35 protein-coding genes and 1 pseudogene are annotated in these 22,314 nt (G+C 42.3%); 34 read left to right on the forward strand and 2 right to left on the reverse strand.

The features are described 5' to 3' along the window. Positions 1-417 (reverse strand): RNA polymerase sigma factor (locus B3B27_RS02625; protein ID WP_286846789.1); only part of this gene is annotated, 417 nt, incomplete at its 3' end. A 441-nt stretch (positions 418-858) separates the two neighbouring features. On the opposite strand from B3B27_RS02625, the gene rpsL reads away from it, so the two are divergent. The 34 genes and pseudogenes from rpsL to B3B27_RS02795 all read left to right on the forward strand — a co-directional run bounded on the left by rpsL (position 859) and on the right by B3B27_RS02795 (position 20,960). Then, positions 859-1,263, forward strand: a complete 405-nt coding sequence (rpsL, locus tag B3B27_RS02630) for a 30S ribosomal protein S12 (RefSeq protein ID WP_238867405.1) — start codon at positions 859-861, stop codon at positions 1,261-1,263. A 157-nt stretch (positions 1,264-1,420) separates the two neighbouring features. Further along, positions 1,421-1,897 carry a 30S ribosomal protein S7 gene (gene rpsG / locus B3B27_RS02635; protein WP_238867404.1) on the forward strand — a complete coding sequence of 159 codons (477 nt, stop codon included), beginning with the start codon at positions 1,421-1,423 and terminating at the stop codon, positions 1,895-1,897. Positions 1,898-1,918: 21 nt separating this feature from the next. Next, positions 1,919-4,048: an elongation factor G gene (gene fusA, locus B3B27_RS02640; protein ID WP_238867403.1), complete on the forward strand. Its 2,130-nt coding sequence runs from the start codon at positions 1,919-1,921 to the stop codon at positions 4,046-4,048. A gap of 10 nt (positions 4,049-4,058) precedes the next feature. Next, complete coding sequence (gene rpsJ / locus B3B27_RS02645) at positions 4,059-4,364, forward strand: 30S ribosomal protein S10 (RefSeq protein WP_019541341.1); 306 nt, start codon at positions 4,059-4,061, stop codon at positions 4,362-4,364. Between the two features lie 18 nt (positions 4,365-4,382). Further along, positions 4,383-5,000 carry a 50S ribosomal protein L3 gene (gene rplC, locus B3B27_RS02650; protein WP_238867401.1) on the forward strand — a complete coding sequence of 206 codons (618 nt, stop codon included), beginning with the start codon at positions 4,383-4,385 and terminating at the stop codon, positions 4,998-5,000. A 1-nt stretch (position 5,001) separates the two neighbouring features. Continuing rightward, entirely contained in the window at positions 5,002-5,631 is a 630-nt protein-coding gene (gene rplD, locus B3B27_RS02655) for a 50S ribosomal protein L4 (RefSeq protein ID WP_238867399.1), read from the forward strand. A gap of 13 nt (positions 5,632-5,644) precedes the next feature. Next, entirely contained in the window at positions 5,645-5,938 is a 294-nt protein-coding gene (gene rplW, locus B3B27_RS02660) for a 50S ribosomal protein L23 (protein ID WP_238867397.1), read from the forward strand. A 5-nt stretch (positions 5,939-5,943) separates the two neighbouring features. Continuing rightward, complete coding sequence (rplB, locus tag B3B27_RS02665) at positions 5,944-6,771, forward strand: 50S ribosomal protein L2 (RefSeq protein WP_238867395.1); 828 nt, start codon at positions 5,944-5,946, stop codon at positions 6,769-6,771. 21 nt (positions 6,772-6,792) lie between these two features. Continuing rightward, positions 6,793-7,062 (forward strand): 30S ribosomal protein S19, encoded by a 270-nt coding sequence (gene rpsS / locus B3B27_RS02670; RefSeq protein ID WP_238867394.1) that lies wholly within the window; start codon positions 6,793-6,795, stop codon positions 7,060-7,062. A gap of 40 nt (positions 7,063-7,102) precedes the next feature. Continuing rightward, the gene (gene rplV / locus B3B27_RS02675; protein WP_238867392.1) at positions 7,103-7,516 is read left to right on the forward strand and encodes a 50S ribosomal protein L22; all 414 of its coding nucleotides are present in this window, start codon (positions 7,103-7,105) and stop codon (positions 7,514-7,516) included. A gap of 4 nt (positions 7,517-7,520) precedes the next feature. After that, positions 7,521-8,273: a 30S ribosomal protein S3 gene (gene rpsC, locus B3B27_RS02680; protein WP_238867390.1), complete on the forward strand. Its 753-nt coding sequence runs from the start codon at positions 7,521-7,523 to the stop codon at positions 8,271-8,273. A gap of 11 nt (positions 8,274-8,284) precedes the next feature. Further along, positions 8,285-8,716, forward strand: a complete 432-nt coding sequence (gene rplP / locus B3B27_RS02685; RefSeq protein ID WP_238867388.1) for a 50S ribosomal protein L16 — start codon at positions 8,285-8,287, stop codon at positions 8,714-8,716. Between the two features lie 6 nt (positions 8,717-8,722). Then, positions 8,723-8,926, forward strand: coding sequence for a 50S ribosomal protein L29 (rpmC, locus tag B3B27_RS02690; RefSeq protein ID WP_238867386.1), 204 nt, complete (start codon positions 8,723-8,725; stop codon positions 8,924-8,926). 7 nt (positions 8,927-8,933) lie between these two features. Further along, the gene (rpsQ, locus tag B3B27_RS02695; RefSeq protein ID WP_238867384.1) at positions 8,934-9,191 is read left to right on the forward strand and encodes a 30S ribosomal protein S17; all 258 of its coding nucleotides are present in this window, start codon (positions 8,934-8,936) and stop codon (positions 9,189-9,191) included. 1 nt (position 9,192) lies between these two features. Further along, positions 9,193-9,558 carry a 50S ribosomal protein L14 gene (rplN, locus tag B3B27_RS02700; RefSeq protein WP_238869501.1) on the forward strand — a complete coding sequence of 122 codons (366 nt, stop codon included), beginning with the start codon at positions 9,193-9,195 and terminating at the stop codon, positions 9,556-9,558. 21 nt (positions 9,559-9,579) lie between these two features. Next, positions 9,580-9,897, forward strand: coding sequence for a 50S ribosomal protein L24 (gene rplX, locus B3B27_RS02705; protein ID WP_238867382.1), 318 nt, complete (start codon positions 9,580-9,582; stop codon positions 9,895-9,897). After that, on the forward strand, positions 9,897-10,463 hold the full coding sequence (gene rplE / locus B3B27_RS02710) for a 50S ribosomal protein L5 (RefSeq protein ID WP_238867379.1): 567 nt from the start codon (positions 9,897-9,899) through the stop codon (positions 10,461-10,463). Before rplX ends, rplE begins: the two co-directional genes overlap by 1 nt. Positions 10,464-10,629: 166 nt before the next feature. Beyond that, positions 10,630-10,899: a 30S ribosomal protein S14 gene (gene rpsN / locus B3B27_RS02715; protein WP_238867377.1), complete on the forward strand. Its 270-nt coding sequence runs from the start codon at positions 10,630-10,632 to the stop codon at positions 10,897-10,899. Positions 10,900-11,023: 124 nt separating this feature from the next. Beyond that, a complete protein-coding gene (gene rpsH, locus B3B27_RS02720; protein ID WP_238867375.1) occupies positions 11,024-11,419 on the forward strand; it encodes a 30S ribosomal protein S8 in 396 nt (131 codons plus the stop codon). A gap of 18 nt (positions 11,420-11,437) precedes the next feature. Further along, positions 11,438-11,992 carry a 50S ribosomal protein L6 gene (gene rplF / locus B3B27_RS02725; protein ID WP_238867373.1) on the forward strand — a complete coding sequence of 185 codons (555 nt, stop codon included), beginning with the start codon at positions 11,438-11,440 and terminating at the stop codon, positions 11,990-11,992. 21 nt (positions 11,993-12,013) lie between these two features. Next, complete coding sequence (gene rplR, locus B3B27_RS02730; RefSeq protein WP_286846791.1) at positions 12,014-12,358, forward strand: 50S ribosomal protein L18; 345 nt, start codon at positions 12,014-12,016, stop codon at positions 12,356-12,358. 5 nt (positions 12,359-12,363) lie between these two features. Then, complete coding sequence (rpsE, locus tag B3B27_RS02735) at positions 12,364-12,882, forward strand: 30S ribosomal protein S5 (RefSeq protein WP_238867368.1); 519 nt, start codon at positions 12,364-12,366, stop codon at positions 12,880-12,882. 17 nt (positions 12,883-12,899) lie between these two features. Continuing rightward, on the forward strand, positions 12,900-13,076 hold the full coding sequence (gene rpmD, locus B3B27_RS02740; protein WP_238867366.1) for a 50S ribosomal protein L30: 177 nt from the start codon (positions 12,900-12,902) through the stop codon (positions 13,074-13,076). A gap of 33 nt (positions 13,077-13,109) precedes the next feature. Next, entirely contained in the window at positions 13,110-13,556 is a 447-nt protein-coding gene (gene rplO / locus B3B27_RS02745) for a 50S ribosomal protein L15 (RefSeq protein ID WP_238867364.1), read from the forward strand. Positions 13,557-13,560: 4 nt separating this feature from the next. Further along, positions 13,561-14,883: a preprotein translocase subunit SecY gene (secY, locus tag B3B27_RS02750; protein ID WP_238867362.1), complete on the forward strand. Its 1,323-nt coding sequence runs from the start codon at positions 13,561-13,563 to the stop codon at positions 14,881-14,883. A gap of 27 nt (positions 14,884-14,910) precedes the next feature. Next, positions 14,911-15,666, forward strand: a complete 756-nt coding sequence (gene map / locus B3B27_RS02755; protein ID WP_238869499.1) for a type I methionyl aminopeptidase — start codon at positions 14,911-14,913, stop codon at positions 15,664-15,666. Between the two features lie 110 nt (positions 15,667-15,776). Then, positions 15,777-15,995, forward strand: a complete 219-nt coding sequence (gene infA, locus B3B27_RS02760) for a translation initiation factor IF-1 (protein ID WP_019541318.1) — start codon at positions 15,777-15,779, stop codon at positions 15,993-15,995. A gap of 68 nt (positions 15,996-16,063) precedes the next feature. Next, positions 16,064-16,180: a type B 50S ribosomal protein L36 gene (ykgO, locus tag B3B27_RS02765; protein WP_076929107.1), complete on the forward strand. Its 117-nt coding sequence runs from the start codon at positions 16,064-16,066 to the stop codon at positions 16,178-16,180. A 39-nt stretch (positions 16,181-16,219) separates the two neighbouring features. Further along, on the forward strand, positions 16,220-16,600 hold the full coding sequence (gene rpsM / locus B3B27_RS02770) for a 30S ribosomal protein S13 (RefSeq protein ID WP_238867361.1): 381 nt from the start codon (positions 16,220-16,222) through the stop codon (positions 16,598-16,600). Positions 16,601-16,612: 12 nt separating this feature from the next. Then, positions 16,613-17,002: a 30S ribosomal protein S11 gene (gene rpsK, locus B3B27_RS02775; protein ID WP_238867359.1), complete on the forward strand. Its 390-nt coding sequence runs from the start codon at positions 16,613-16,615 to the stop codon at positions 17,000-17,002. Between the two features lie 119 nt (positions 17,003-17,121). Continuing rightward, positions 17,122-17,730: a 30S ribosomal protein S4 gene (rpsD, locus tag B3B27_RS02780; protein WP_238867357.1), complete on the forward strand. Its 609-nt coding sequence runs from the start codon at positions 17,122-17,124 to the stop codon at positions 17,728-17,730. 4 nt (positions 17,731-17,734) lie between these two features. Beyond that, positions 17,735-18,736, forward strand: a complete 1,002-nt coding sequence (locus B3B27_RS02785; protein WP_238867355.1) for a DNA-directed RNA polymerase subunit alpha — start codon at positions 17,735-17,737, stop codon at positions 18,734-18,736. A gap of 8 nt (positions 18,737-18,744) precedes the next feature. Beyond that, positions 18,745-19,218, forward strand: a pseudogene (gene rplQ / locus B3B27_RS11790) (50S ribosomal protein L17); the annotation flags it as partial. 503 nt (positions 19,219-19,721) lie between these two features. Next, a complete protein-coding gene (locus B3B27_RS02795) occupies positions 19,722-20,960 on the forward strand; it encodes an NAD(P)/FAD-dependent oxidoreductase (protein WP_238867351.1) in 1,239 nt (412 codons plus the stop codon). Between the two features lie 78 nt (positions 20,961-21,038). On the opposite strand, the gene B3B27_RS02800 is transcribed toward B3B27_RS02795, so the two are convergent. Then, positions 21,039-22,265, reverse strand: coding sequence for a PNGase F N-terminal domain-containing protein (locus tag B3B27_RS02800; RefSeq protein WP_238867349.1), 1,227 nt, complete (start codon positions 22,263-22,265; stop codon positions 21,039-21,041). Positions 22,266-22,314: the final 49 nt, after the last annotated feature.

A 22,314-nucleotide genomic window follows, 5' to 3' on the forward strand; every position in this document is an offset into this window, starting at 1 on the left:
GGATATCTCTTTATAACTAAACCCCTCAATTTCCCTCAGATGGAACACCAACCGCTGATTCTCGGGGAGCTCATCAATACATCTTTCTATCAAGTAGTGTTGTTCCTTTCTTACCATTTCACTGTGTGGAGATTGATGCTCAACAAAATAGAGCTCCTCTTTTTCCTTGTCAAGTGTCCCTGTTTTTCTGATTGCCTGCGAGGCCAGCCTGTCCAGTGCCATATTCTTGGTAGCCCTGAAGCAATAGGCTTCCAAGTTATCTATATAGTTCCAATCCTCTTTTCTGCTCCACAGTTTCAGCAGTAAGTCCTGCACTATGTCCTCTGCTTCAGCTTGTTCTCTTACAATACTGTAGGCGAGCCTGAAGAGTTTGTCCTTCAGGGGCAGAATTATTTTATGAAACGAATCAATACTCATTATATAATGACGGTTGAAAGAGAAAAAAGTTACATCAGAATGCAAATTTATTCTCTTTTTTGTAAGAAACAATAAGAAAAAACAGCTCTGTGTCAATTTTATTGATCAACGCGAGAGAATTTACTCCATATATTTTAACATTTTATTCATGATATTTTATTCGTCACATTTCATTATTTCAATTATTCGTTTCATTACTCTTTGTGATTTTTTCTCTACCCTTAATCATACACGTCATTTACAAATGATCAATTATTTTTCATAAAAACCTTCGCAAACGCTTGCATATCTTACTGATTATTTGTAATTTTGTGCCGTTTTTCACTCGAAGTGAAAGGTTATATAATGATAATCAGTCTATTATTATACGCACAGAGTGGGAAAAGTGGTTAAATAGCAATTATTTAAAAATATAGAAATACAAAAAAAAGAAAGCAGAAAATGCCTACAATTCAACAACTAGTAAGAAAAGGACGTACCACCCTTACGGAGAAGAGTAAATCGCCTGCTTTGGATTCTTGTCCGCAGCGCCGTGGCGTGTGCGTGAGAGTGTATACTACTACACCCAAGAAGCCAAACTCAGCGATGAGAAAGGTTGCACGTGTACGTTTGACTAACTCAAAGGAAGTGAATGCCTACATCCCCGGAGAAGGACATAACCTGCAGGAGCACTCCATTGTGCTTGTGCGTGGCGGACGTGTAAAGGATCTCCCCGGTGTACGTTATCACATTGTGCGTGGTTCATTGGATACAGCCGGAGTAAGCGGCCGCACCCAAAGACGTTCCAAATATGGGGCTAAACGTCCCAAGGCAGGTGCTAAAACTGCGGTTAAAGGGAAAAAGTAATCCATCCCCGCTAAGCATCATTTTAAGTATAATTAAATGTATTATCGCTGTTGAAATTTTTGGAGTACGCTACTTATTACAGGTTGAGTAAATAAATTCGGAGGAATTTGTTGAAGACATATAAATGGCAGCCAAACAACACACAATTTTTTAAACAATGAGAAAAACAAAACCCAAAAAAAGGCAGGTTCTCCCGGATCCTGTTTATGGTGATGTAAGGGTAACAAAATTTGTTAACCACCTTATGTATGATGGTAAGAAAAGTATCTCTTACGATATATTCTATACTGCTCTGGAGAATGTAAAGGCTAAAATGCCCAATGAAGAGAAGTCGGCTCTTGAGATATGGAAAGCCGCGCTCGATAATATAACACCTCAGGTGGAAGTTAAATCGCGCCGTGTTGGTGGTGCTACTTTTCAGGTTCCCACGGAAATAAGACCGGAAAGAAAAGAATCCGTTTCAATGAAAAACCTCATTCTTTATGCACGAAAAAGAGGAGGTAAAACAATGGCTGACAAGCTTGCAGCCGAGATTGTTGATGCTTATAACAGTCAGGGTGGTGCTTTCAAGCGCAAAGAAGATATGCATAGAATGGCAGAAGCAAACCGTGCTTTTGCTCATTTCAGATTTTAAAATTGATAGAAGGTAAAAAAGATGGCTAAGGGTTCAAAAGAGACATTAAACTTCACTCGTAACATTGGTATCATGGCTCATATTGACGCCGGCAAGACCACCACATCTGAGCGGATTCTGTTTTATACAGGTTTAACGCATAAGATCGGAGAGGTTCACGATGGCGCAGCAACCATGGATTGGATGGAGCAGGAGCAGGAGCGTGGTATAACCATTACATCTGCTGCTACTACCACGAGTTGGAAATTTGATAACAATACTTATAAGATAAATTTGATAGACACTCCGGGGCACGTTGACTTCACAGTAGAAGTTGAACGCTCACTTAGGGTGTTAGACGGTGCCGTGGCCGCATTTTGTGCTGTAGGAGGTGTTGAACCGCAGTCGGAGACCGTGTGGCGTCAGGCAGATAAATACAAGGTTCCTCGAATAGGCTATGTGAACAAGATGGACCGTTCGGGAGCCAATTTTTTTGATGTTGTACGTCAGGTAAAAGAGATGCTTGGCGCTAAGGCTTGCCCTATTCAAATACCTATTGGTGCTGAAGAAAATTTTAAGGGCGTCGTTGATCTTGTTACAATGAAAGCCCTTTATTGGCATGATGAGACAATGGGAGCTGATTACGATATTACCGACATTCCTGCCGATTTGCTTGATGAAGCCCGTGAATGGCGCGAAAATATGTTAGAGACAATTGCCGAAATTGACGATAAGCTCATGGAGAAATTCTTTGACGATCCCAATTCAATCACAGAGGATGAGATAAGGAGCGCTATCAGAAAAGGCACATTGTCTATGGAGATTAATCCTATGATTTGCGGATCATCTTTCAAGAACAAAGGTGTGCAGACTTTACTGGATGCTGTTTGCGCCTATCTGCCAAGTCCTCTTGATACTGATGCAATAACAGGTACCGATCCTGGCGACTCCACCAAGGTTCTTGTCCGTCATCCCGATCCCAGCGAGCCAATGTGTGCCCTGGCATTCAAGATTGCAACAGACCCGTATGTTGGGCGTCTCTGTTTCTTCCGTGTTTACTCGGGCGAACTTGATGCAGGATCATATGTTTACAACGCACGTTCAGGGAAGAAAGAGCGTATCTCGCGCCTCTTCCAGATGCATTCAAATAAACAGAACCCGAAAGATTTTATCGGAACAGGAGATATCGGTGCCGGAGTAGGTTTTAAGGATATTCGTACCGGGGACACTTTATGTGATGAAAACAAGCCCATTATTCTTGAGGCAATAGATTTCCCAGATCCGGTTATTGGAATTGCTGTTGAGCCAAAAACGCAGAAAGATCTTGATAAACTTTCTAACGGATTGGCCAAACTGGCAGAAGAAGATCCCACTTTCACCGTTAAAACGGATGAAGAGACCGGGCAGACAGTTATTTCCGGGATGGGTGAACTTCACCTTGAGATCATTATCGAAAGGTTGAAACGTGAGTTCAAGGTTGAGGCCAATCAGGGTAGGCCGCAGGTTTCTTATAAGGAGGCTATCTCCAAGCCTGTTGAATTGCGTGAAACATATAAGAAGCAGACAGGAGGTCGTGGTAAGTATGCCGATATGATAGTACGCGTGGAGCCTGCCGACAGCGATTTTGAAGGCGAACTGCAATTTATTGATGAAGTGAAGGGTGGTAATATACCTAAAGAGTACATACCTTCCATTCAGAAAGGGTTCCAGCGTGCAATGAAAAATGGCATTCTTGCAGGCTATGCGCTGAATAAGTTGAAAGTGACAGTAATTGATGGTTCGTACCACCCGGTAGACTCTGATCAGCTTTCGTTTGAGATTTGTGCCATGCAAGCTTTCAAGAATGCATCTGAAAAAGCCGGACCTATACTTCTGGAGCCAATTATGAAGGTTGAAGTGGTTACTCCCGAAGAGAGTATGGGAGATGTTATCTCCGACTTGAACAAACGTCGCGGCCAGGTAGAGGGAATGGAATCGAACCGTTCCGGAGCACGTGTGGTAAAAGCAAAGACACCGCTTTCAGAGATGTTCGGATATGTAACTGCTTTGCGCACAATTACATCGGGACGAGCAACCTCAACAATGGCTTTTTCGCACTTTGAAGAGGTTTCTTCTTCCATAGCAAAACAAGTATTAACGGAAGTAAAAGGCCGTGTAGATTTGATTAAATAATTTATAGTATATGAGCCAAAAAATCAGAATTAAACTGAAATCATACGATTACAGCCTGGTTGATAAATCAGCCGAGAAAATCGTAAAGACCGTAAAAGCTACGGGTGCAGTAGTCAGTGGCCCTATTCCGTTGCCTACACACAAACGCATTTTCACCGTGAACCGTTCAACGTTTGTGAACAAAAAATCGCGTGAACAGTTCGAGCTCGCTTCATTCAAACGCCTAATTGATATTTACAGCTCTACGGCAAAGACAGTGGATGCATTGATGAAGCTTGAATTGCCCAGCGGTGTAGAAGTGGAGATTAAAGTATAATTATAAAACAACAGAGAAATGCCAGGATTATTAGGAAAAAAAATCGGAATGACATCCGTTTTCAGTGCTGATGGAAAAAATATTCCATGCACTGTTATCGAAGCAGGTCCTTGCGTAGTTACTCAGGTGAAGACCGTTGAAAATGACGGTTATGACGCAATTCAGCTCGGGTTTGAAGACAAAAAGGAAAAACATACCACGAACCCTGAAAAAGGTCACTTTAAAAAAGCCGGAGTAACACCCAAGAGACACTTGGCCGAGTTCAAAGGTTTTGGGAACGAATATAAAGAAGGTTCCGAAATAGGTGTTGATATTTTTAACGGGACCATTTACGTTGATGTGATCGGAAAATCGAAAGGAAAAGGTTTTCAGGGTGTTGTTAAACGCCACGGCTTTGGCGGTGTTGGTCAGTCCACACACGGTCAACACAACAGGCTGCGTGCTCCTGGATCTATCGGCGCATGTTCCTATCCAGCAAAAGTATTTAAGGGAACTCGCATGGGCGGCCAGATGGGTAACAAACGTATAACCGTTCAAAACCTGCAGGTGATTAAGGTAATACCCGAGCACAATCTTTTATTGCTAAAAGGTTCTGTTCCGGGAAGTAAAGGTTCAATTGTAGCAATCGAAAAATAAGATGGAATTAAGTGTTTATAATATAAAAGGAGAGGTAACAGACAAAAAGGTGACGCTCGACGATTCCATTTTCGGGATTGAACCTAACAATCATGTTATCTGGTTAGATGTAAAACAGTATCTGGCCAACAGGCGTCAGGGTACGCATAAGTCAAAAGAGAGAAGCGAAATTACCGGAAGTACACGCAAGCTCATTCGTCAGAAGGGGAGTGGCGGTGCACGCCGAGGAGATATTAAATCTCCTGTTTTGGTCGGTGGCGGGCGAGTTTTTGGCCCTAAACCAAGGTATTACGGATTCAAGGTGAACAAAAAGGTGAAAGAGTTGGCTCGTAAGTCGGCACTTTCACTGAAAGCAAAAAATAATGCTATTATTGTAGTAGAGGATTTTGTTTTTGATTCACCAAAAACAAAACAGATTGTAGAGATTACGAAGAATCTGCAACTCTCTGATAAAAAGCTACTTTTAGTTTTGCCGGGTCAGAATAAAAACGTATATTTGTCGGCTCGAAATTTAAGCAGAGTCAATGTTGTAACAGCTTCTGATATAAATACATATAAAATTATGGACTGTGCAAATCTCGTAATAACCGAGTCGTCGGTTGCTGTGATTGATAACTTATTAAAAGCATAAGGAGAGAGAGAAGATGAGTGTAATTGTAAAACCCATATTCACAGAAAAGCAAACCGCAATAACGGAAAAGTTTGAAAACCGTTACGGTTTTATCGTTGAGCCTTCTGCCAATAAAGTTGATATCAAAAATGCAGTTGAAGAACTTTACAACGTACATGTAGAGCATGTAAATACAATGAAATATGATGGTAAGCTGAAAAGCCGATATACAAAATCGGGTGTGGTTACAGGACTTACGCCATCGTATAAAAAAGCAATCGTAACCTTGAGAAAAGGTGAATCAATCGATTTATTTAGCAATATTTAAAAGAGATGGCAATACGTAAATTAAAGCCCACTACACCGGGGCAAAGACACAAGATTATCGGTTCATTTGAAAATGTCACTGCAAGTGTACCGGAGAAATCTCTTGTACTTGGTAAGAAAACGTCAGGAGGCCGCAACAGTCAGGGTAAGATGACTGTTAAGAATGTAGGAGGCGGACATAAGAGGCGGTTCAGAATTATCGATTTCAAGAGAACAAAAGATGGTATCCCGGCCGTTGTTAAAAGTATAGAATATGATCCTAACCGCTCAGCTCGCATAGCACTATTATATTATGCAGATGGCGAAAAGGCCTATATTTTAGCTCCTAACGGCTTAAAAGTTGGAACCACAGTGATGTCGGGGCCAGGTGCTGCCCCTGAAGTTGGAAACGCGCTCCCACTGTCTGTAATTCCTATAGGAACTGTAATTCATAATATTGAATTACGCCCGGGTCAGGGAGCCAAGATGGCACGATCAGCCGGAACATTCGCACAATTGGTATCTCGTGAAGAGAAATATGCAATTATAAAAATGCCTTCCGGAGAAGTTCGCAAAATTCTGTCGGCATGTAAAGCTACTGTTGGAAGTGTTGGTAATTCGGACCATGCTCTGGAACAATCAGGGAAGGCCGGCCGTTCAAGATGGTTAGGACGTCGTCCGCGCACTCGCGGGGTTAGCAAGAACCCTGTTGATCACCCAATGGGTGGGGGTGAGGGACGTGCTTCAGGAGGCCATCCAAGATCAGCCAAAGGCTTATATTCAAAGGGCTTGAAGACAAGAGCCCCGAAAAAACATTCTTCTAAATACATTGTAGAGAGAAGAAAAAAGAAGTAATCTGATTAATTATTAAAAATTATGAGCAGGTCATTAAAAAAAGGTCCATATATCAATCTCAAATTAGAAGAGAAGGTAATTACCATGAACGAGAGCGGCAAAAAATCCGTGATCAAAACATGGGCACGAGCCTCTATGATATCTCCTGATTTTGTTGGACACACCATCGCTGTGCACAACGGGAACAAATTCATCCCCGTTTATATCACAGAGAACATGGTTGGGCATAAACTGGGCGAATTCGCTGTTACCCGTACGTTCCGCGGACACGCTGGCAACAGAAAGAAATAAGATCAGGGCGCTTAACGAATAAAGTAAAACAGAAAAAGACATGAGTGCTAGAAAAAGAATATCAGCCGAACAAAGAAAGGAAGAGCGTAAGGATGTCTCTTTCGCTATATTGAGGAATGTCCCCAGCTCGCCGCGTAAAATGCGATATGTCGCTGACATGGTTCGAGGTATGGAGGTGTTCAGAGCGTTGGGCGTTTTAAAGTTCTCCAACAAAGAAGCATCCGGTAAAATTGAAAAACTGCTGCTTTCAGCTATTGCTAACTGGGAACAGAAAAACGAACGTAAAGCCGAAACAGGCGAACTCTATATAAAAACAATAACTGTTGACGAAGGAACTACACTTAAAAGGCTTCGTCCAGCTCCGCAAGGCCGGGGATACAGAATCCGCAAACGTTCAAATCATGTGACGATTGTGGTAGATACAATGAATAAAGAAGAACAAGAACAAGGATAACAAGATGGGACAAAAAGTAAATCCGATAGCAAATCGTTTAGGAATCATCAAGGGATGGGACTCTAACTGGTACGGCGGAAATAATTATGGTGACATTTTGCTGGAAGACAATAAGATCCGCACCTATTTGAATGCCCGTCTTGCCAAAGCAAGTGTATCTCGAATCGTTATTGAGCGAACATTGAAACTGGTGACTATCACAATTTGTACAGCTCGCCCCGGGATTATTATTGGTAAAGGGGGCCAGGAAGTTGACAAGTTGAAAGAAGAGTTGATGAAGATCACCGACAAAGATATACAGATAAATATTTTTGAGATAAAAAAACCGGAACTCGATGCAGTTATTGTAGCAAATAACGTTGCACGCCAGATTGAAGGTAAAATAGCATATCGCCGCGCCGTGAAGATGGCTATTGCTTCTACCATGAGAATGGGGGCCGAGGGAATCAAAATTCAGGTGTCAGGTCGTTTGAACGGAGCTGAGATGGCTCGTTCGGAGATGTATAAGGAGGGTAGGACCCCACTTCATACTTTCCGTGCCGACATTGATTACGCGCAAGGTGAAGCGCTGACAAAAGTAGGTCTGATAGGTATCAAAGTATGGATTTGCCGTGGTGCGATCTATGGCAAAAAAGATCTTTCACCTTCGTTTGCAACTTCAAAGGACAGCCGTTCTCACAGTGGCGGAGGCCGTGGCGGAAACAGGCCTGAAGGTGGAAGAGGGGGCAGACGCAGAAGAAATAAAAACAATGCTTAATTGAAGAAAATATGTTACAACCTAAGAAAACAAGATTCAGAAGACAGCAGAAAGGCCGCATGAAAGGCTATGCCGGCCGCGGCAATCAACTGGCGTTTGGCTCTTTTGGCATAAAATCATTGCAATCCAAATGGATTACCGGAAGCCAGATAGAAGCTGCCCGTATCGCTGTAACGCGCTACATGCAACGTCAGGGACAGGTTTGGGTTCGTATTTTCCCAGATAAGCCTATCACAAAAAAGCCTGCAGAGGTACGTATGGGTAAAGGTAAAGGTAATCCCGAAGGATTCGTTGCTCCCGTTACTCCCGGCAGAATTATTTTTGAGGTTGAAGGAGTACCTTATGAAGTTGCAAAAGAGGCTTTGCGCTTAGCAGCTCAGAAATTGCCGGTTACCACTAAATTTGTGGTTCGAAGAGATTATGATAATGAGAAAAAATCGTAAATCGAGATGAGAAAACAAGAAGAATTAATAGAACTGTCCGGGAAAGATCTGAAAGAGAGATTAGATGCCGAAATGATAGCACTTACAAGGATGCGTATCAATCACAGCATAACTCCACTTGACAATTCTGGCTTATTGAAAGAGAAACGCAGGGATATTGCACGTATAAATACAGAACTTCGTGCAAGAGAGTTGAAAAAAGAACAATAACAGAGAAATGGAAACGAGAAATTTAAGAAAAGAAAGAATCGGGGTCGTTTTCAGCAATAAAATGGATAAAACTGTCACTGTTGCTGTAAAATGGAAAGAGAAACACCCTATATATGGGAAGTTCGTTAATAAAACGAGAAAATTTCACGCCCATGATGAAAAGAACGACTGTAACATTGGTGATACAGTCCGTATTATGGAGACTCGTCCTTTGAGCAAAAAAAAGAGATGGAGAGTGGTTGAAGTAATTGAGAGGGCTAAGTAAGATGATACAACAAGAATCAAGATTAACGGTTACCGACAACAGCGGCGCCAAGGAAGCACTCTGCATTCGCGTGCTTGGTGGAACTAGAAGACGTTACGCGTCGGTTGGGGATGTCATAGTTGTTTCTATCAAGAGCACAATCCCTTCGAGTGATATTAAGAAAGGTGCCATATCAAAAGCGATCATCGTTCGTACGAAAAAAGAGATTCGCCGTGCAGACGGTTCGTATATACGCTTCGACGACAATGCCTGCGTTCTGCTGAACAATGCCGGTGAATTGAGAGGAAGTCGTATCTTCGGTCCCGTTGCCCGTGAACTGCGTACCACGAACATGAAGATTGTTTCATTAGCACCAGAAGTATTATAATCTATTAAGCAATCACAGGCAATGAGTAAATTACACATAAAGAAAGGCGACATTGTTTACGTGAATTCCGGTGAAGATAAAGGTAAAACCGGACGTGTACTAACGGTTCTAGTTAAAAAGAACCGTGCAGTAGTGGAAGGCGTAAACATAGTGTCAAAACATACAAAACCCAATGCTCAAAATCCAAATGGAGGTATTGAAAAGAAAGAGGCTTCAGTTCACATCTCCAATTTAAACCCGGTTGATCCTAAAACAGGTAAACCCACTCGCATTGGGCGTAAGGAAAACAGTAAAGGCAAATTAGTACGTTACGCTAAAAAATCTGGGGAGGAAATTTAATGAGTACTACAACATACCAAGTTAGTTTAAAGAAGGATTATAAAGAGCGTATTGTTCCTGCTTTGATGAAAGAATTCAATTACAAATCGGTAATGCAGGCACCCAGACTCGAGAAGATAGTAATTAATCAGGGTTTGGGCATTGCTGTGGCAGACAAAAAAATCATCGAGACAGCGATCAACGAACTTACTGCTATCACTGGACAAAGAGCAGTGGCAACCGTTTCACGCAAAGATATATCAAATTTTAAATTGCGTAAAAAAATGCCTGTAGGCGTGAGAGTTACACTTCGTCATGATAAAATGTATGAATTCCTTGAAAGATTAGTACGTGTGGCTCTGCCTCGTATACGTGACTTCAAGGGTATAGGGGCCAAGCTTGATGGAAGAGGCAACTACACGTTGGGTATTGAGGAACAGATTATTTTCCCGGAGATCAACATTGATACAATAACACGTTTGCTGGGAATGAATATTACTTTCGTTACTACTGCTCCTACCGACGAGGAAGGTTATGCTCTTCTTAGAGAGTTCGGTTTACCGTTTAAGACAGAACATTCGCATTAAGCTGTGTTGGCATAAGTCAGGCTACGTTTGAGTTATGCTGCTGGCTGGCAAACTATTTCTTTAATAAATGCAGTCACAAGCAAGTTTTATTGCATTATGTTGCAGAGAGAAATAGTAGAATATAGTTCAATGAATAATTTTAATGAACAAAAAAAATTAATATATAATGGCAAAAGAATCAATGAAAGCCCGAGAGGTGAAGAGAGCCAGGATGGTTGCCCGTTATGCCGAGAAAAGAGCAAAGTATCTGGCAGAGGGTGATTACGAAGCACTTCAATCCATTCCCAAGAACGCTTCCCCGGTACGATTGCACAACCGTTGTAAAATTACCGGACGCCCCAAAGGATATATGCGCCAGTTCGGCATCTCTCGTATCCAGTTCCGGGAAATGGCATCTAAAGGCCTGATTCCCGGTGTGAAGAAGGCTAGCTGGTAATAGATGGATAAACCGAAAAGTGAAAAAACTGGGAAAAGGTTTGATCAATTACCGGCGACTTTAAAGAAATGACGTTTTATTAAATATTGTCCCGGCGGTCGGGATCAATTTAAATTTTTAGTATATGACAGATCCAATAGCAGATTATTTGACGCGGCTACGAAATGCCATCCAGGCGAAGCATCGTGTGGTGGAGATACCCGCATCGAATCTAAAAAAAGACATCACTAAGATTCTTTTTGAAAAAGGCTACATACTTAATTATAAGTTTGTAGAGGATGGTCCCCAGGGCACAATAATGATTGCCCTGAAGTACGATCCTGTAAACAAAGTAAACGCGATTAAGAAATTGAAGCGTGTATCAACGCCCGGTTTACGCCAGTATGTAGGTTACAAAGATATGCCGCGCGTACTCAATGGCCTGGGTATTGCCATATTATCTACTTCAAATGGAGTAATGACAGATAAAGAAGCCCGTGAACATAAAGTTGGCGGAGAAGTATTGTGTTTCGTTTATTAATCTGAAGGAGAGAAAAATATGTCAAGAATAGGAAAATTACCCATTACGCTGCCTGCAGGTGTTGCAGTGACAGTAGGAGAAGATAATGTGATCACAATGAAAGGCCCTAAAGGGGAGCTAAATCAGCAGATTGGCCTTGATATGAAGGTGGAGGTTAGCGATGGTGTGCTTTCCATTGAACGCTCCGATGATGATAAAGAGAGCCGCTCTCTGCACGGGCTTTATCGTTCATTGCTGCACAATATGGTTATTGGCGTTTCAGAAGGTTTCCGTAAAGAAATGGAACTTGTTGGTGTTGGTTATCGTGTGACCAACAACGGGCAAATTCTGGAATTATCTCTTGGTTATACACACAGTATTTTTATGGAATTACCCAAAGAGATAAAGGTGGAGACCAAAATGGAGAGAAACAAGAATCCTCTTATTATTCTGGAATCTTGTGATAAACAACTACTCGGACAGGTATGTGCTAAAATCCGTTCGTTCCGCAAGCCGGAGCCTTACAAAGGTAAAGGTATTCGCTTCGTAGGTGAACAGGTACGTCGCAAGTCGGGTAAAACAGCAGGTAAATAATCTACGTAAACTGAAATCGCAATGTTAACAAAGAACGAAAGAAGATTAAAAATCAAAACTCGTGTACGCGGTAAAGTTCACGGCACTGCCGAGTGCCCCCGTCTTTCCGTATTCAGGAGCAATAAACAGATATATGCCCAGGTAATTGATGATAATAGCGGTACCACGCTGGCATCTGCATCATCTCTGAAACTGGAAGATAAACTTCCTAAAAAAGAGATTGCCGCTATGGTGGGACAGCTTATCGCAGAAAATGCCAAAGAAGCAGGAGTAGAAAAGGTAACGTTCGACAGAAACGGTTACTTGTATCATGGACGTATTAAAGAACTGGCTGATGCCGCCCGTAAAGGAGGGCTTAAATTTTAACGATTATGGCAGTAAAAAATAACAAGGTAAAATCAACAAACGATATCGAATTAAAAGACCGTTTAGTGGCTATTAATCGTACAACCAAAGTTACCAAGGGAGGCCGTACTTTCACATTCGCTGCAATGGTTGTTGTTGGAAACGAAGATGGTATCATTGGATGGGGCTTAGGAAAAGCAGGTGAAGTTACAACCGCCATTGCCAAAGGTGTGGAAGCCGCTAAGAAGAATCTAATCAAGGTTCCCGTTTACAAGGGGACCATTCCGCACGAGCAGGTTGCCCGTTACGGCGGAGCCGAGGTGTTTCTTAAACCAGCTTTTACCGGAACAGGTGTAAAGGCAGGAGGTGCTATGCGTGCCGTGCTTGAGAGCGTGGGGATTACCGACGTGCTGGCTAAATCGAAAGGATCTTCCAACCCGCATAACCTTGTAAAAGCAACTATCGAGGCTTTGACTGAACTGAGAGACCCCTTTACGGTAGCGCAAAACAGAGGTGTAAGTATAGAAAAAGTGTTTAACGGATAAAAAGGATGAAATCTGACATGGCTACAATAAAAATTAAACAGACAAAAAGTAGAATCGGAGCTCCTAAAGATCAGAAAAAGACGTTGGACGCTCTTGGACTTACAAAAATGAACCGTGTGGTGGAACACAAGGATACGCCTTCAGTGAGAGGCCTTATTCGCAAAGTGAACCATCTGGTAACGGTTGTGGATTAAAAAGAATAATAAACGATAAAAAAAGATACAAATATGGATTTATCGAATTTAAAACCGGCTGAAGGTTCAACCAAAACCCGGAAAAGAATCGGGCGAGGACCCGGATCGGGAAAAGGAGGCACTTCCACAAGAGGACATAAGGGACAGAAATCAAGATCAGGCTATTCAAAGAAGGTCGGTTTTGAAGGAGGACAGATGCCTTTGCAGCGTCGTGTCCCCAAATTCGGATTTAAGCCACTGAAAAGAGTTGAATATAAAGCCATTAATTTGGAGACATTGCAGGAACTGGTAGAATCACAGGGGTATACTAAAATTAATCCTGAAGTGCTGATGGATGCAGGCCTTATTGCCCGTAAACACTTGGTGAAAATTCTTGGCAGAGGCACATTAACAGCCAAACTTGAGGTTGAAGCTCACGCTTTTTCCAAGACAGCTGAAGAAGCTATAATCGCTGCAGGTGGAACAGCCGTAAAAATCTGAAGAAATGGGATTTGTACAGACATTAAAAAATATATGGAAGATAGAAGATCTTAGAAAAAGACTTATTATCACCGTAGGTTTTGTTGCAATTTACCGGTTCGGATCATTTGTTGTTTTGCCGGGGATAAATCCGGAACAGCTTGTAGCGTTGCAGTCAAATGCCAGTACAGGCCTTCTTAGCCTTCTCGATATGTTTTCGGGAGGAGCATTTGCCAACGCATCAATTTTCGCACTAGGTATTATGCCTTACATATCGGCTTCCATCGTTATGCAGTTGTTGGGAATCGCCGTTCCCGCTTTTCAGAAGATGCAGCATGAGGGTGAAAGCGGCAGGACAAAAATTAATCAGTATACCCGCTATCTTACAGTGGCAATTCTACTGATACAAGGGCCTGCCTATCTCTACGGAGCCGTAGGTAGAGCTATTCCTGGAGGTTTTTGGGATTGGATATTGCCATCAACAATCATTCTTGCAGGTGGAAGTATGTTTGTGTTGTGGCTTGGAGAGCGAATCACAGATAAAGGAATTGGTAACGGTATTTCGTTTATTATACTTATAGGTATCATTGCCCGTTTGCCACGCTCACTGGTTGCAGAGTACGACCGGTTGATCGATGCTCCTGGAGGGCTTATTCTTTTGTTGATAGAGTTGTTGTTCCTGGTAGCTGTTACAGCTGCTGCAATTATGCTTGTTCAGGGTGTGAGAAAGGTACCTGTACAATATGCAAAACGTATTGTTGGAAACAGACAGTATGGTGGTGTAAGACAGTATATCCCGCTGAAAGTTAACGCTGCTAACGTGATGCCGATAATCTTTGCACAGGCAATTATGTTTATCCCCATCACTATTGCACAGTTTTCAGCAAAAGAGGGAGGGGGTTTCTGGGCGTCACTGATGAGTTATACCAGCTTCTGGTATAATCTGGTCTTTGCATTACTTATAATCGCCTTTACCTATTTTTACACTGCAATTACTGTAAACCCGGTGCAGATGGCTGAAGATTTGAAACGTAACAACGGTTTTATTCCTGGTGTGAAACCTGGAAAGAGAACGGCTGAGTATATTGACACAATTATGTCTAGAATAACTTTGCCGGGTTCGTTCTTTCTGGCAATAGTCGCTATATTACCTGCTTTTGCAGGATTAATGGGAATAAACTCTCAGTTTGCACATTTTTTTGGTGGTACTTCGCTTTTGATACTCGTAGGAGTGGTGTTGGATACGTTGCAACAGATTGAAAGCCACTTGTTAATGCGCCATTATGACGGTTTCCTAAAATCGGGAGCTAAGATTAAAGGCAGAACAGGCTCAATAGCTGCTTACTAAAGTTTTGGTGAATAGATGAATAGCAGAGTGATAATACTGAAAACAGACGAAGAGATCGAGTTCATGCGTGAAGCTAACCGCTTGGTGGGTATGACGCTAGGAGAACTTTCAAAGCACATCAGGCCGGGAATAACAACCTTGCAGCTTGATAAGATCGCAGAAGAGTTTATCAGGGATCACGGTGCAGTTCCCACTTTTTTAGGATACGGCGGTTTCCCAAATTCTATCTGTACTTCGGTGAACGAAAATGTGGTACACGGCATTCCCAACAACAAACCACTGTTTGAAGGTGATGTGATCTCAATTGATTGCGGTACCAAAAAGGGAGGTTTTTGCGGTGACTCGGCCTACACTTTTTGCGTAGGAGAGGTTAACGAGAGCGTGAAGAGACTGTTGAATGTTACCATTGATGCTCTCTACAAAGGCATTGAACAGGCAAAGGAAGGCAATAGAATTGGTGATATCGGTTCAACAATACAGGCATACTGCGAATCTAATGGATATTCTGTAGTTCGCGAGCTGGTAGGACATGGTATTGGCAGACAGATGCACGAACCTCCGGAAGTGCCGAACTACGGCAGGCGGGGTACAGGCCAGCTAATTAAGAATGGCATGTGTATTGCAATTGAACCGATGATAAATATGGGTAGCAAAAATGTTGTTTTCGAAAAAGACGGATGGACAGTTAGAACCAAAGATCGAAAGCCATCGGCTCATTTTGAGCACACAATTGCTATCCGTAACGGAAGCGCTGATATTTTATCAACATTTGAATTTATTTAGTAACCACATTACATGCAGCAATAATCAGAAGACAAGCTTGCTTGAACCATGTTGTTGCTGGAAATTGTAAAAGTTACTGAAAACAACAACTAAAAAAGGAGTAACTATTAATGGCTAAACAAGCAGCAATAGAACAAGATGGAACTATTATAGAAGCATTATCCAATGCAATGTTTCGTGTAGAACTTGAAAACGGACATGAGATAACCGCCCATATTTCCGGAAAGATGCGTATGCACTATATACGTATCTTACCCGGGGACAGAGTGAGAGTGGAAATGTCGCCTTACGATCTTTCAAAAGGAAGAATTTCGTTCAGATACAAATAATTTAATTAACGACTTATAGATGTCAGTGTCAAAAACTGGCAGATATCAGATAAAAAATATACTATCATATGAAAGTAAGAGCATCTTTAAAAAAACGTACGGCCGACTGCAAAATAGTAAGAAGAAAAGGGCGTTTGTACATTATCAATAAAAAGAATCCCAAGTTTAAACAACGTCAGGGATAGCATAAGTATTTATTGTAATCAAAAAATAAATAAACATATATGGCTATAAGAATTGTAGGTGTTGATTTACCGCAGAACAAGAGAGGCGAAGTGGCGCTCACATATATCTACGGCATCGGTCGCAGTGCAGCTAACTCTATTTTAACAAAAGCTGAAGTTGATAGAGATGTAAAAGTAAAAGACTGGACTGACGATCAGGCAGCCCGTATTCGTGAGATCATCTCCAACGAATACAAAGTAGAGGGGGATCTTCGTTCAGAAGTACAATTGAATATAAAACGATTGATGGATATCGGTTGCTACCGTGGCATCCGTCACCGTATAGGATTACCCGTGCGCGGACAAAGTACAAAAAATAATGCACGTACGCGTAAGGGAAGAAAGAAAACCGTTGCTAACAAGAAAAAAGCTACTAAATAATAGACAGGTAACATGGCAAAAAGAACAGTTGCAGCAAAAAAGAGAAATGTAAAAGTGAGCGCTGTCGGACAGGCACACATCTCATCATCATTTAACAACATCATCGTTTCGTTAACCAATGAAGACGGAGAAGTGATCAGCTGGTCCTCCGCCGGGAAAATGGGATTTAGAAGTTCCAAAAAAAATACTCCCTATGCGGCGCAAATGGTTGCTCAGGATTGTGCAAAGGTAGCATATGACCTGGGATTGCGTAAGGTGAAGGCTTACGTTAAAGGTCCCGGAAACGGTCGTGAGTCAGCTATCAGAACCATTCATGGATCGGGTATCGAAGTAACGGAGATAGTAGACGTTACTCCTCTACCTCACAATGGTTGCCGCCCGCCTAAAGCAAGAAAAGTTTAATCAATAATTCATTTAAGTTTCATTCCACTTGAAACTTGAGCTGTGATTGATTACAATATAACTTCTCTGTAATCGCGGCTGCACAGTTTAGGCTTCAGTAAAAAAGTTTAATTTGTAAAATGGCAAGATATACTGGTCCAAAAACAAAAATCGCCCGTAAATTCGGCGAACCTATTTTCGGCCCCGACAAGGTCCTTTCCAAAAAGAACTATCCCCCGGGACAACACGGAAATTCTCGCAGGAGAAAAACATCGGAATATGGTATTCAGCTGCGTGAGAAACAACGTGCTAAATATACGTACGGAGTTCTCGAAAAACAGTTTCGCCTTACATTTGACAGAGCTGTACGTAGCCGCGGAATTACCGGTGAGGTATTGTTACAGTTGCTGGAATCGCGTTTGGATAATGTAGTTTATCGTCTGGGTATTGCACCTACAAGGGCTGCAGCACGTCAGCTTGTAACTCACCGTCATATTGTAGTGAACGGACAGGTTGTGAACATCCCTTCCTACACTGTAAAACCGGGTGAAGTTATCGGTGTAAGAGAAAAATCAAAATCAATGGAGGTGATTGTGAACGCCCTATCCGGTTTTAATCATAGCAAATACCCCTGGCTGGAGTGGGATAAGGCTACTATGAGCGGTAAACTCCTGCATATTCCGGAGAGAGCAGACATTCCAGAAAATATTAAAGAACAACTCATCGTAGAATTATATTCTAAACAATAATTTCATGGCAATATTAGCATTCCAAAAACCCGATAAAGTAATCATGTTACAGGAGAACACTTTCTCCGGTAAATTCGAATTCCGCCCGCTGGAACCCGGATACGGCATTACTATAGGCAATGCCTTGCGCCGTATACTGCTATCCTCACTGGAAGGATTCGCTATTACATCGGTTAAGATAGAGGGTGTGGAGCATGAGTTTGCTTCTATCCCGGGTGTTATTGAAGATGTAACAGGTATTATTCTTAATCTGAAGAAGATACGGTTCAAAAGGATAGTTGAAGAGTTTGAGACGGAAAAAGTAAGCATCGCTATTTCGGGAACGGATGTGTTTAAAGCCGGAGATATTGGTAAATTACTGACCGGTTTCGAAGTCTTAAACCCAGAACAGGAGATTTGTCGAATGAATAAGAAGGCAGAATTACGCCTTGAGCTCACAATTAACAAGGGGCGCGGTTATGTACCTGCCGATGAAAATCGTGAACTAATTTCAACAGACGATGTGCAGACCATTGCAATTGACTCCATTTACACTCCGATCCGAAATGTAAGATATGAGATAGAAGACTATCGCATTGAGCAAAAGACGGACTACGAAAAACTGGTTATTGAGATTACTACTGATGGATCCATTCATCCAAAGGAGGCGTTGAAAGAGGCAGCTAAAATACTTATTCAGCACTTTGTACTTTTCTCTGACGATAATAAAATCATGCTTGAGACATCCGATTCCGAAAGTATTGAGGAGTTTGATGAAGAGGTGCTTCATATGCGTCAGCTTCTTAAACGCAAGCTGTCTGATCTTAACCTGTCGGTAAGGGCACTCAACTGCTTGAAAGCCGCAGATGTAGAGACGCTTGGACAGCTGGTTGTACACAATAAGAATGATCTTCTTAAATTTCGTAACTTTGGAAAGAAATCTCTTACCGAACTTGAAGAGCTCCTTGAAGGGCTGAATCTGACGTTTGGTATGGATACATCGAAATATAAATTAGATAAAGACTAACAACTGCAATGAGACATAATAAGAAAAATAATCATTTAGGGCGTAAAACAGCGCATAGGGGAGCGATGTTATCCAATATGGCTACCTCGCTCATCATGCATAAACGCATCTTTACAACTGTTCCCAAGGCAAAAGAATTGAGAAAATTCGTGGAGCCTATCATTACAAAGAGCAAGGAGGATACCACTAATTCCAGACGTGAGGTTTTCAGCAAGCTGCGTAGCAAATATGCCGTTACGGAACTTTTTCAGACTGTATCGCAAAAAGTAGCTGATCGTCCCGGTGGCTATACACGCATTATTAAAACAGGTTACCGTTTGGGTGATAATGCAGCCATGTGCTTTATTGAACTTGTTGATTTCAACGAAAATATGTTGGGCGACGGCAAAGCCAAGAAGACAAGAACACGCCGCTCACGCAGAAAATCAGCAGGAGAGGGCACTACAACAACCGTTGCGGAAACTCCAAAAGTGAAGGATGATGCTAAGGAAGCTAAAGACAAAAAAGCAGAAAAAACTGAAAAAGCCAAAGAGGCAGCTGTAAAAGAAACAAAAAAGGTTGAAAATGTTCAGCCTGCTGAAGTAGCTGATAAAGTGGATGAAGTAAAAGAAGATGTTTCTGAAAAAGAAGCTGCCAAAGATATTGAGCCTGACGTTAAGGACGAAGGGGAAACAAGTGATTCATCTTCGGAAACAAGCGTTTAGTTTTTATGATAAAAACTGTGGGTGCATCGTCATCATGACGGAGATCTAAAACCTCAGTCGATGGTGTATTTGCAGTGAAGCTGTGATTTTTAAAATGTTAAACATTAAAGGAAGCGCCGCGAGTGATTCGTAGCGCTTCCTTATTTTCTGCAACTTTTGGTAATTTTAAATGTTATACCTGAAATAAGTCAGGTTAAAGTATGGAAATATTCACTTTCTTATAACTGGATCAATAGCTCCCTGCTTAATAATGCTGATTTTATTGAGTAAAAAAGAGAATTATGAAGAAGATTGTTGTTGCAGGATGCGGTTTTGGTGGATTACAACTTGTCCGGCATTTGGATAAGGGGCTATTCGATATATTAATCATTGATAAGATAAACCATCATCAGTTTCCCCCGCTTTTTTATCAGGTAGCAGCATCGCAGATTGAACCGTCCACCATTTCGTTTCCCATCAGAAAAATATTTCAAAAGAGAAGAGACGTACGTATTCGTCTGGCACAGGTCTATTCGGTAAATGATTCTGAGAAATATATTGATACCTCAATCGGTAGGTTCGGTTACGATTACCTTGTTATTGCTACCGGTAGTACCACTAATTTTTATGGTAACGGACAGATAGAGAATAATGCATTGGTGCTAAAATCCACCTATCAGTCAATCAATGTAAGAAATGTTATTCTTAACAATTTCGAAAAATTGCTCTATGCTGTGAATAAAGAGGGATTGTACAATATAATCATTGTGGGAGGTGGTGCCACAGGTGTTGAACTTGCCGGTGCTTTTGCCGAAATGACGAAGGATATACTTCCAAAAGACTATCCAAACATTGATCCCGGAAAAGTTAACGTATATCTGCTTGAAGGAGGGAAGCATACTCTTGCTGCCATGAGCCCTTTTGCCCAGAAATACTCCGAAAGTTATCTACGTTCAATGGGTGTGATAGTGAAGACAGGCGCCATTGTTCAAAATTACGATGGAGAGGTGCTCACACTTCAGAGTGGAGAGGTTATTCCTGCCAGAAACGTAATCTGGTCGGCCGGTGTTAAGGGAAATGCCATTGGGGGTATTCCGGAAGGTGCGGTATTGCAAAACGGGCGAATTAAGGTAAACCGCATAAATATGGTAGAGGGGATGCACAATGTCTTCGCTATCGGTGATGTGTCATATATGGAGACTGAACGTTATCCGCGAGGACATCCGCAACTTGCTAACGTGGCTATCGGGCAGGGTAAGAATCTGGCACGTAACCTGCAAAGGATGGAAAATAGAATAAAGCCGCTGAGGCAATATGAGTACCGCAACCTGGGCACCATGGCTACTGTAGGTCGTAACAAAGCGGTGGTGGACCTCCCGTTCGTGAGGTTCAAAGGTCGTTTTGCCTGGTTCGTTTGGATGTTTTTCCACCTTATGCTTATCCTCAGCGTCCGCAATAAACTCATTGTTTTTATAAACTGGGCGTGGAATTATTTTACCAGGAATAATTCGCTGAGGCTTATCCTCAAAGATAGCGATTAAGGCTGTATAGTCCCACCGTTCCATCCCGTCGTAAAATAAGGTTGCTATTGCAAGGTACCTCGTGATCAAGGGAGCAAACTACTCCTCCCATACAAGGTAGGCGGACACCAACCAGTGATTGAGTTTGTTATCGGAAATGGCGGTGGACTCGGGGATGCTGATGGAAAGGATATGGCTCCCGCCTTTGAGGCAGGGTAAGTTCACCTCAACCGGAGGTACGTCACTCCCGGGACACCAGTTACTGCGTGAAAGGTCAGACGAGGCCAGTGGCTCCTCGATCTCTTTTTCTGCGCGCTTGCCGTCGTGACTGATGTAAGCCATTGATCGTTTTTGAAGCCACACACCCGAGGTGGGGCTGAAGCGTCTGAACGAAGCGCAGTCGGTACGCCAGGGCGTGAAGCGGAGCACCTCGTTGCCGTCGATCGTTAGGATGTTTTCCTGCGGATGAAACTCGTCTCCCCCTGAGTGGCCGCCATGGCCGGTGGCGATATACTTCAGCCGTACATTCTTCACATGAGCCGGGAGGGTGAAGGGTATCTCCACATTACGCCGGGAAAAGATGTCGGGATGCTTCTGACCTACATAGTAGTTTGTGTTTATAAGTGGCTCAACATGAATGTTTGGTTTCTTGTCGCCTTTAATATTGCTCTCGGTAAGGGAGAGTTCTGCATTTACTTTATAGCCCTCTTTTGTCCATGTATCGATATAAATCCCTGCATATGCTTCACCTTCAAGCAGTGGAAGCAGATCGGTGATATCCTGGGTCCATGATACCTCCTTTGCCCAGCCATCAACGTATACAGGGCGGCGGCGTGAAGAGACAGAGTCTTCATTACTGCTGAAATAGCCCACTCCGAATGGTGTCATAAAACGCATCAACTCTACAGTAGGCAGATAATCTTTACCTTGTACTATGCCTGTTAGGTCCTCAAACCGGGTTGTGTCTTGCTGAGGGTAAGAGGCTCTGCCGGACGCAATGTCCAGCATCGATATTTTTGAATTTTGTGGAATAACAAAGCAGGAACCCGATTTATCCCATGGGTCGCCATTGGAAACCAGTGTGATTTTTATTTCAGCTTTCGTATAATGTTTAAATTTCGGGACAGTTAACTTTTTCAGCACAATACGTCCGTTACCAAGGTATATGAGTCCATCTTTTTCAATTACTCCGTCGGGATAGTCGGAAGGGTTGAAGAGTATTGGAGTGTCCCGGAACATATTTATGGTCACGGCTTTTTTTGTGCGTTGTGCCGAAAGTGTGCATGCGACGACAAAAAAGATCAGTATGAATGTTAGTTTTTTCATAATTTCGCTTAACTTTTGTTTGTTATGTATATTTTGCGTAAATATACAA

The sequence above is a fragment of the Proteiniphilum sp. UBA5463 genome (assembly GCF_002427225.1).
GTDB classification, from domain to species: Bacteria; Bacteroidota; Bacteroidia; order Bacteroidales; family Dysgonomonadaceae; genus Proteiniphilum; species Proteiniphilum propionicum.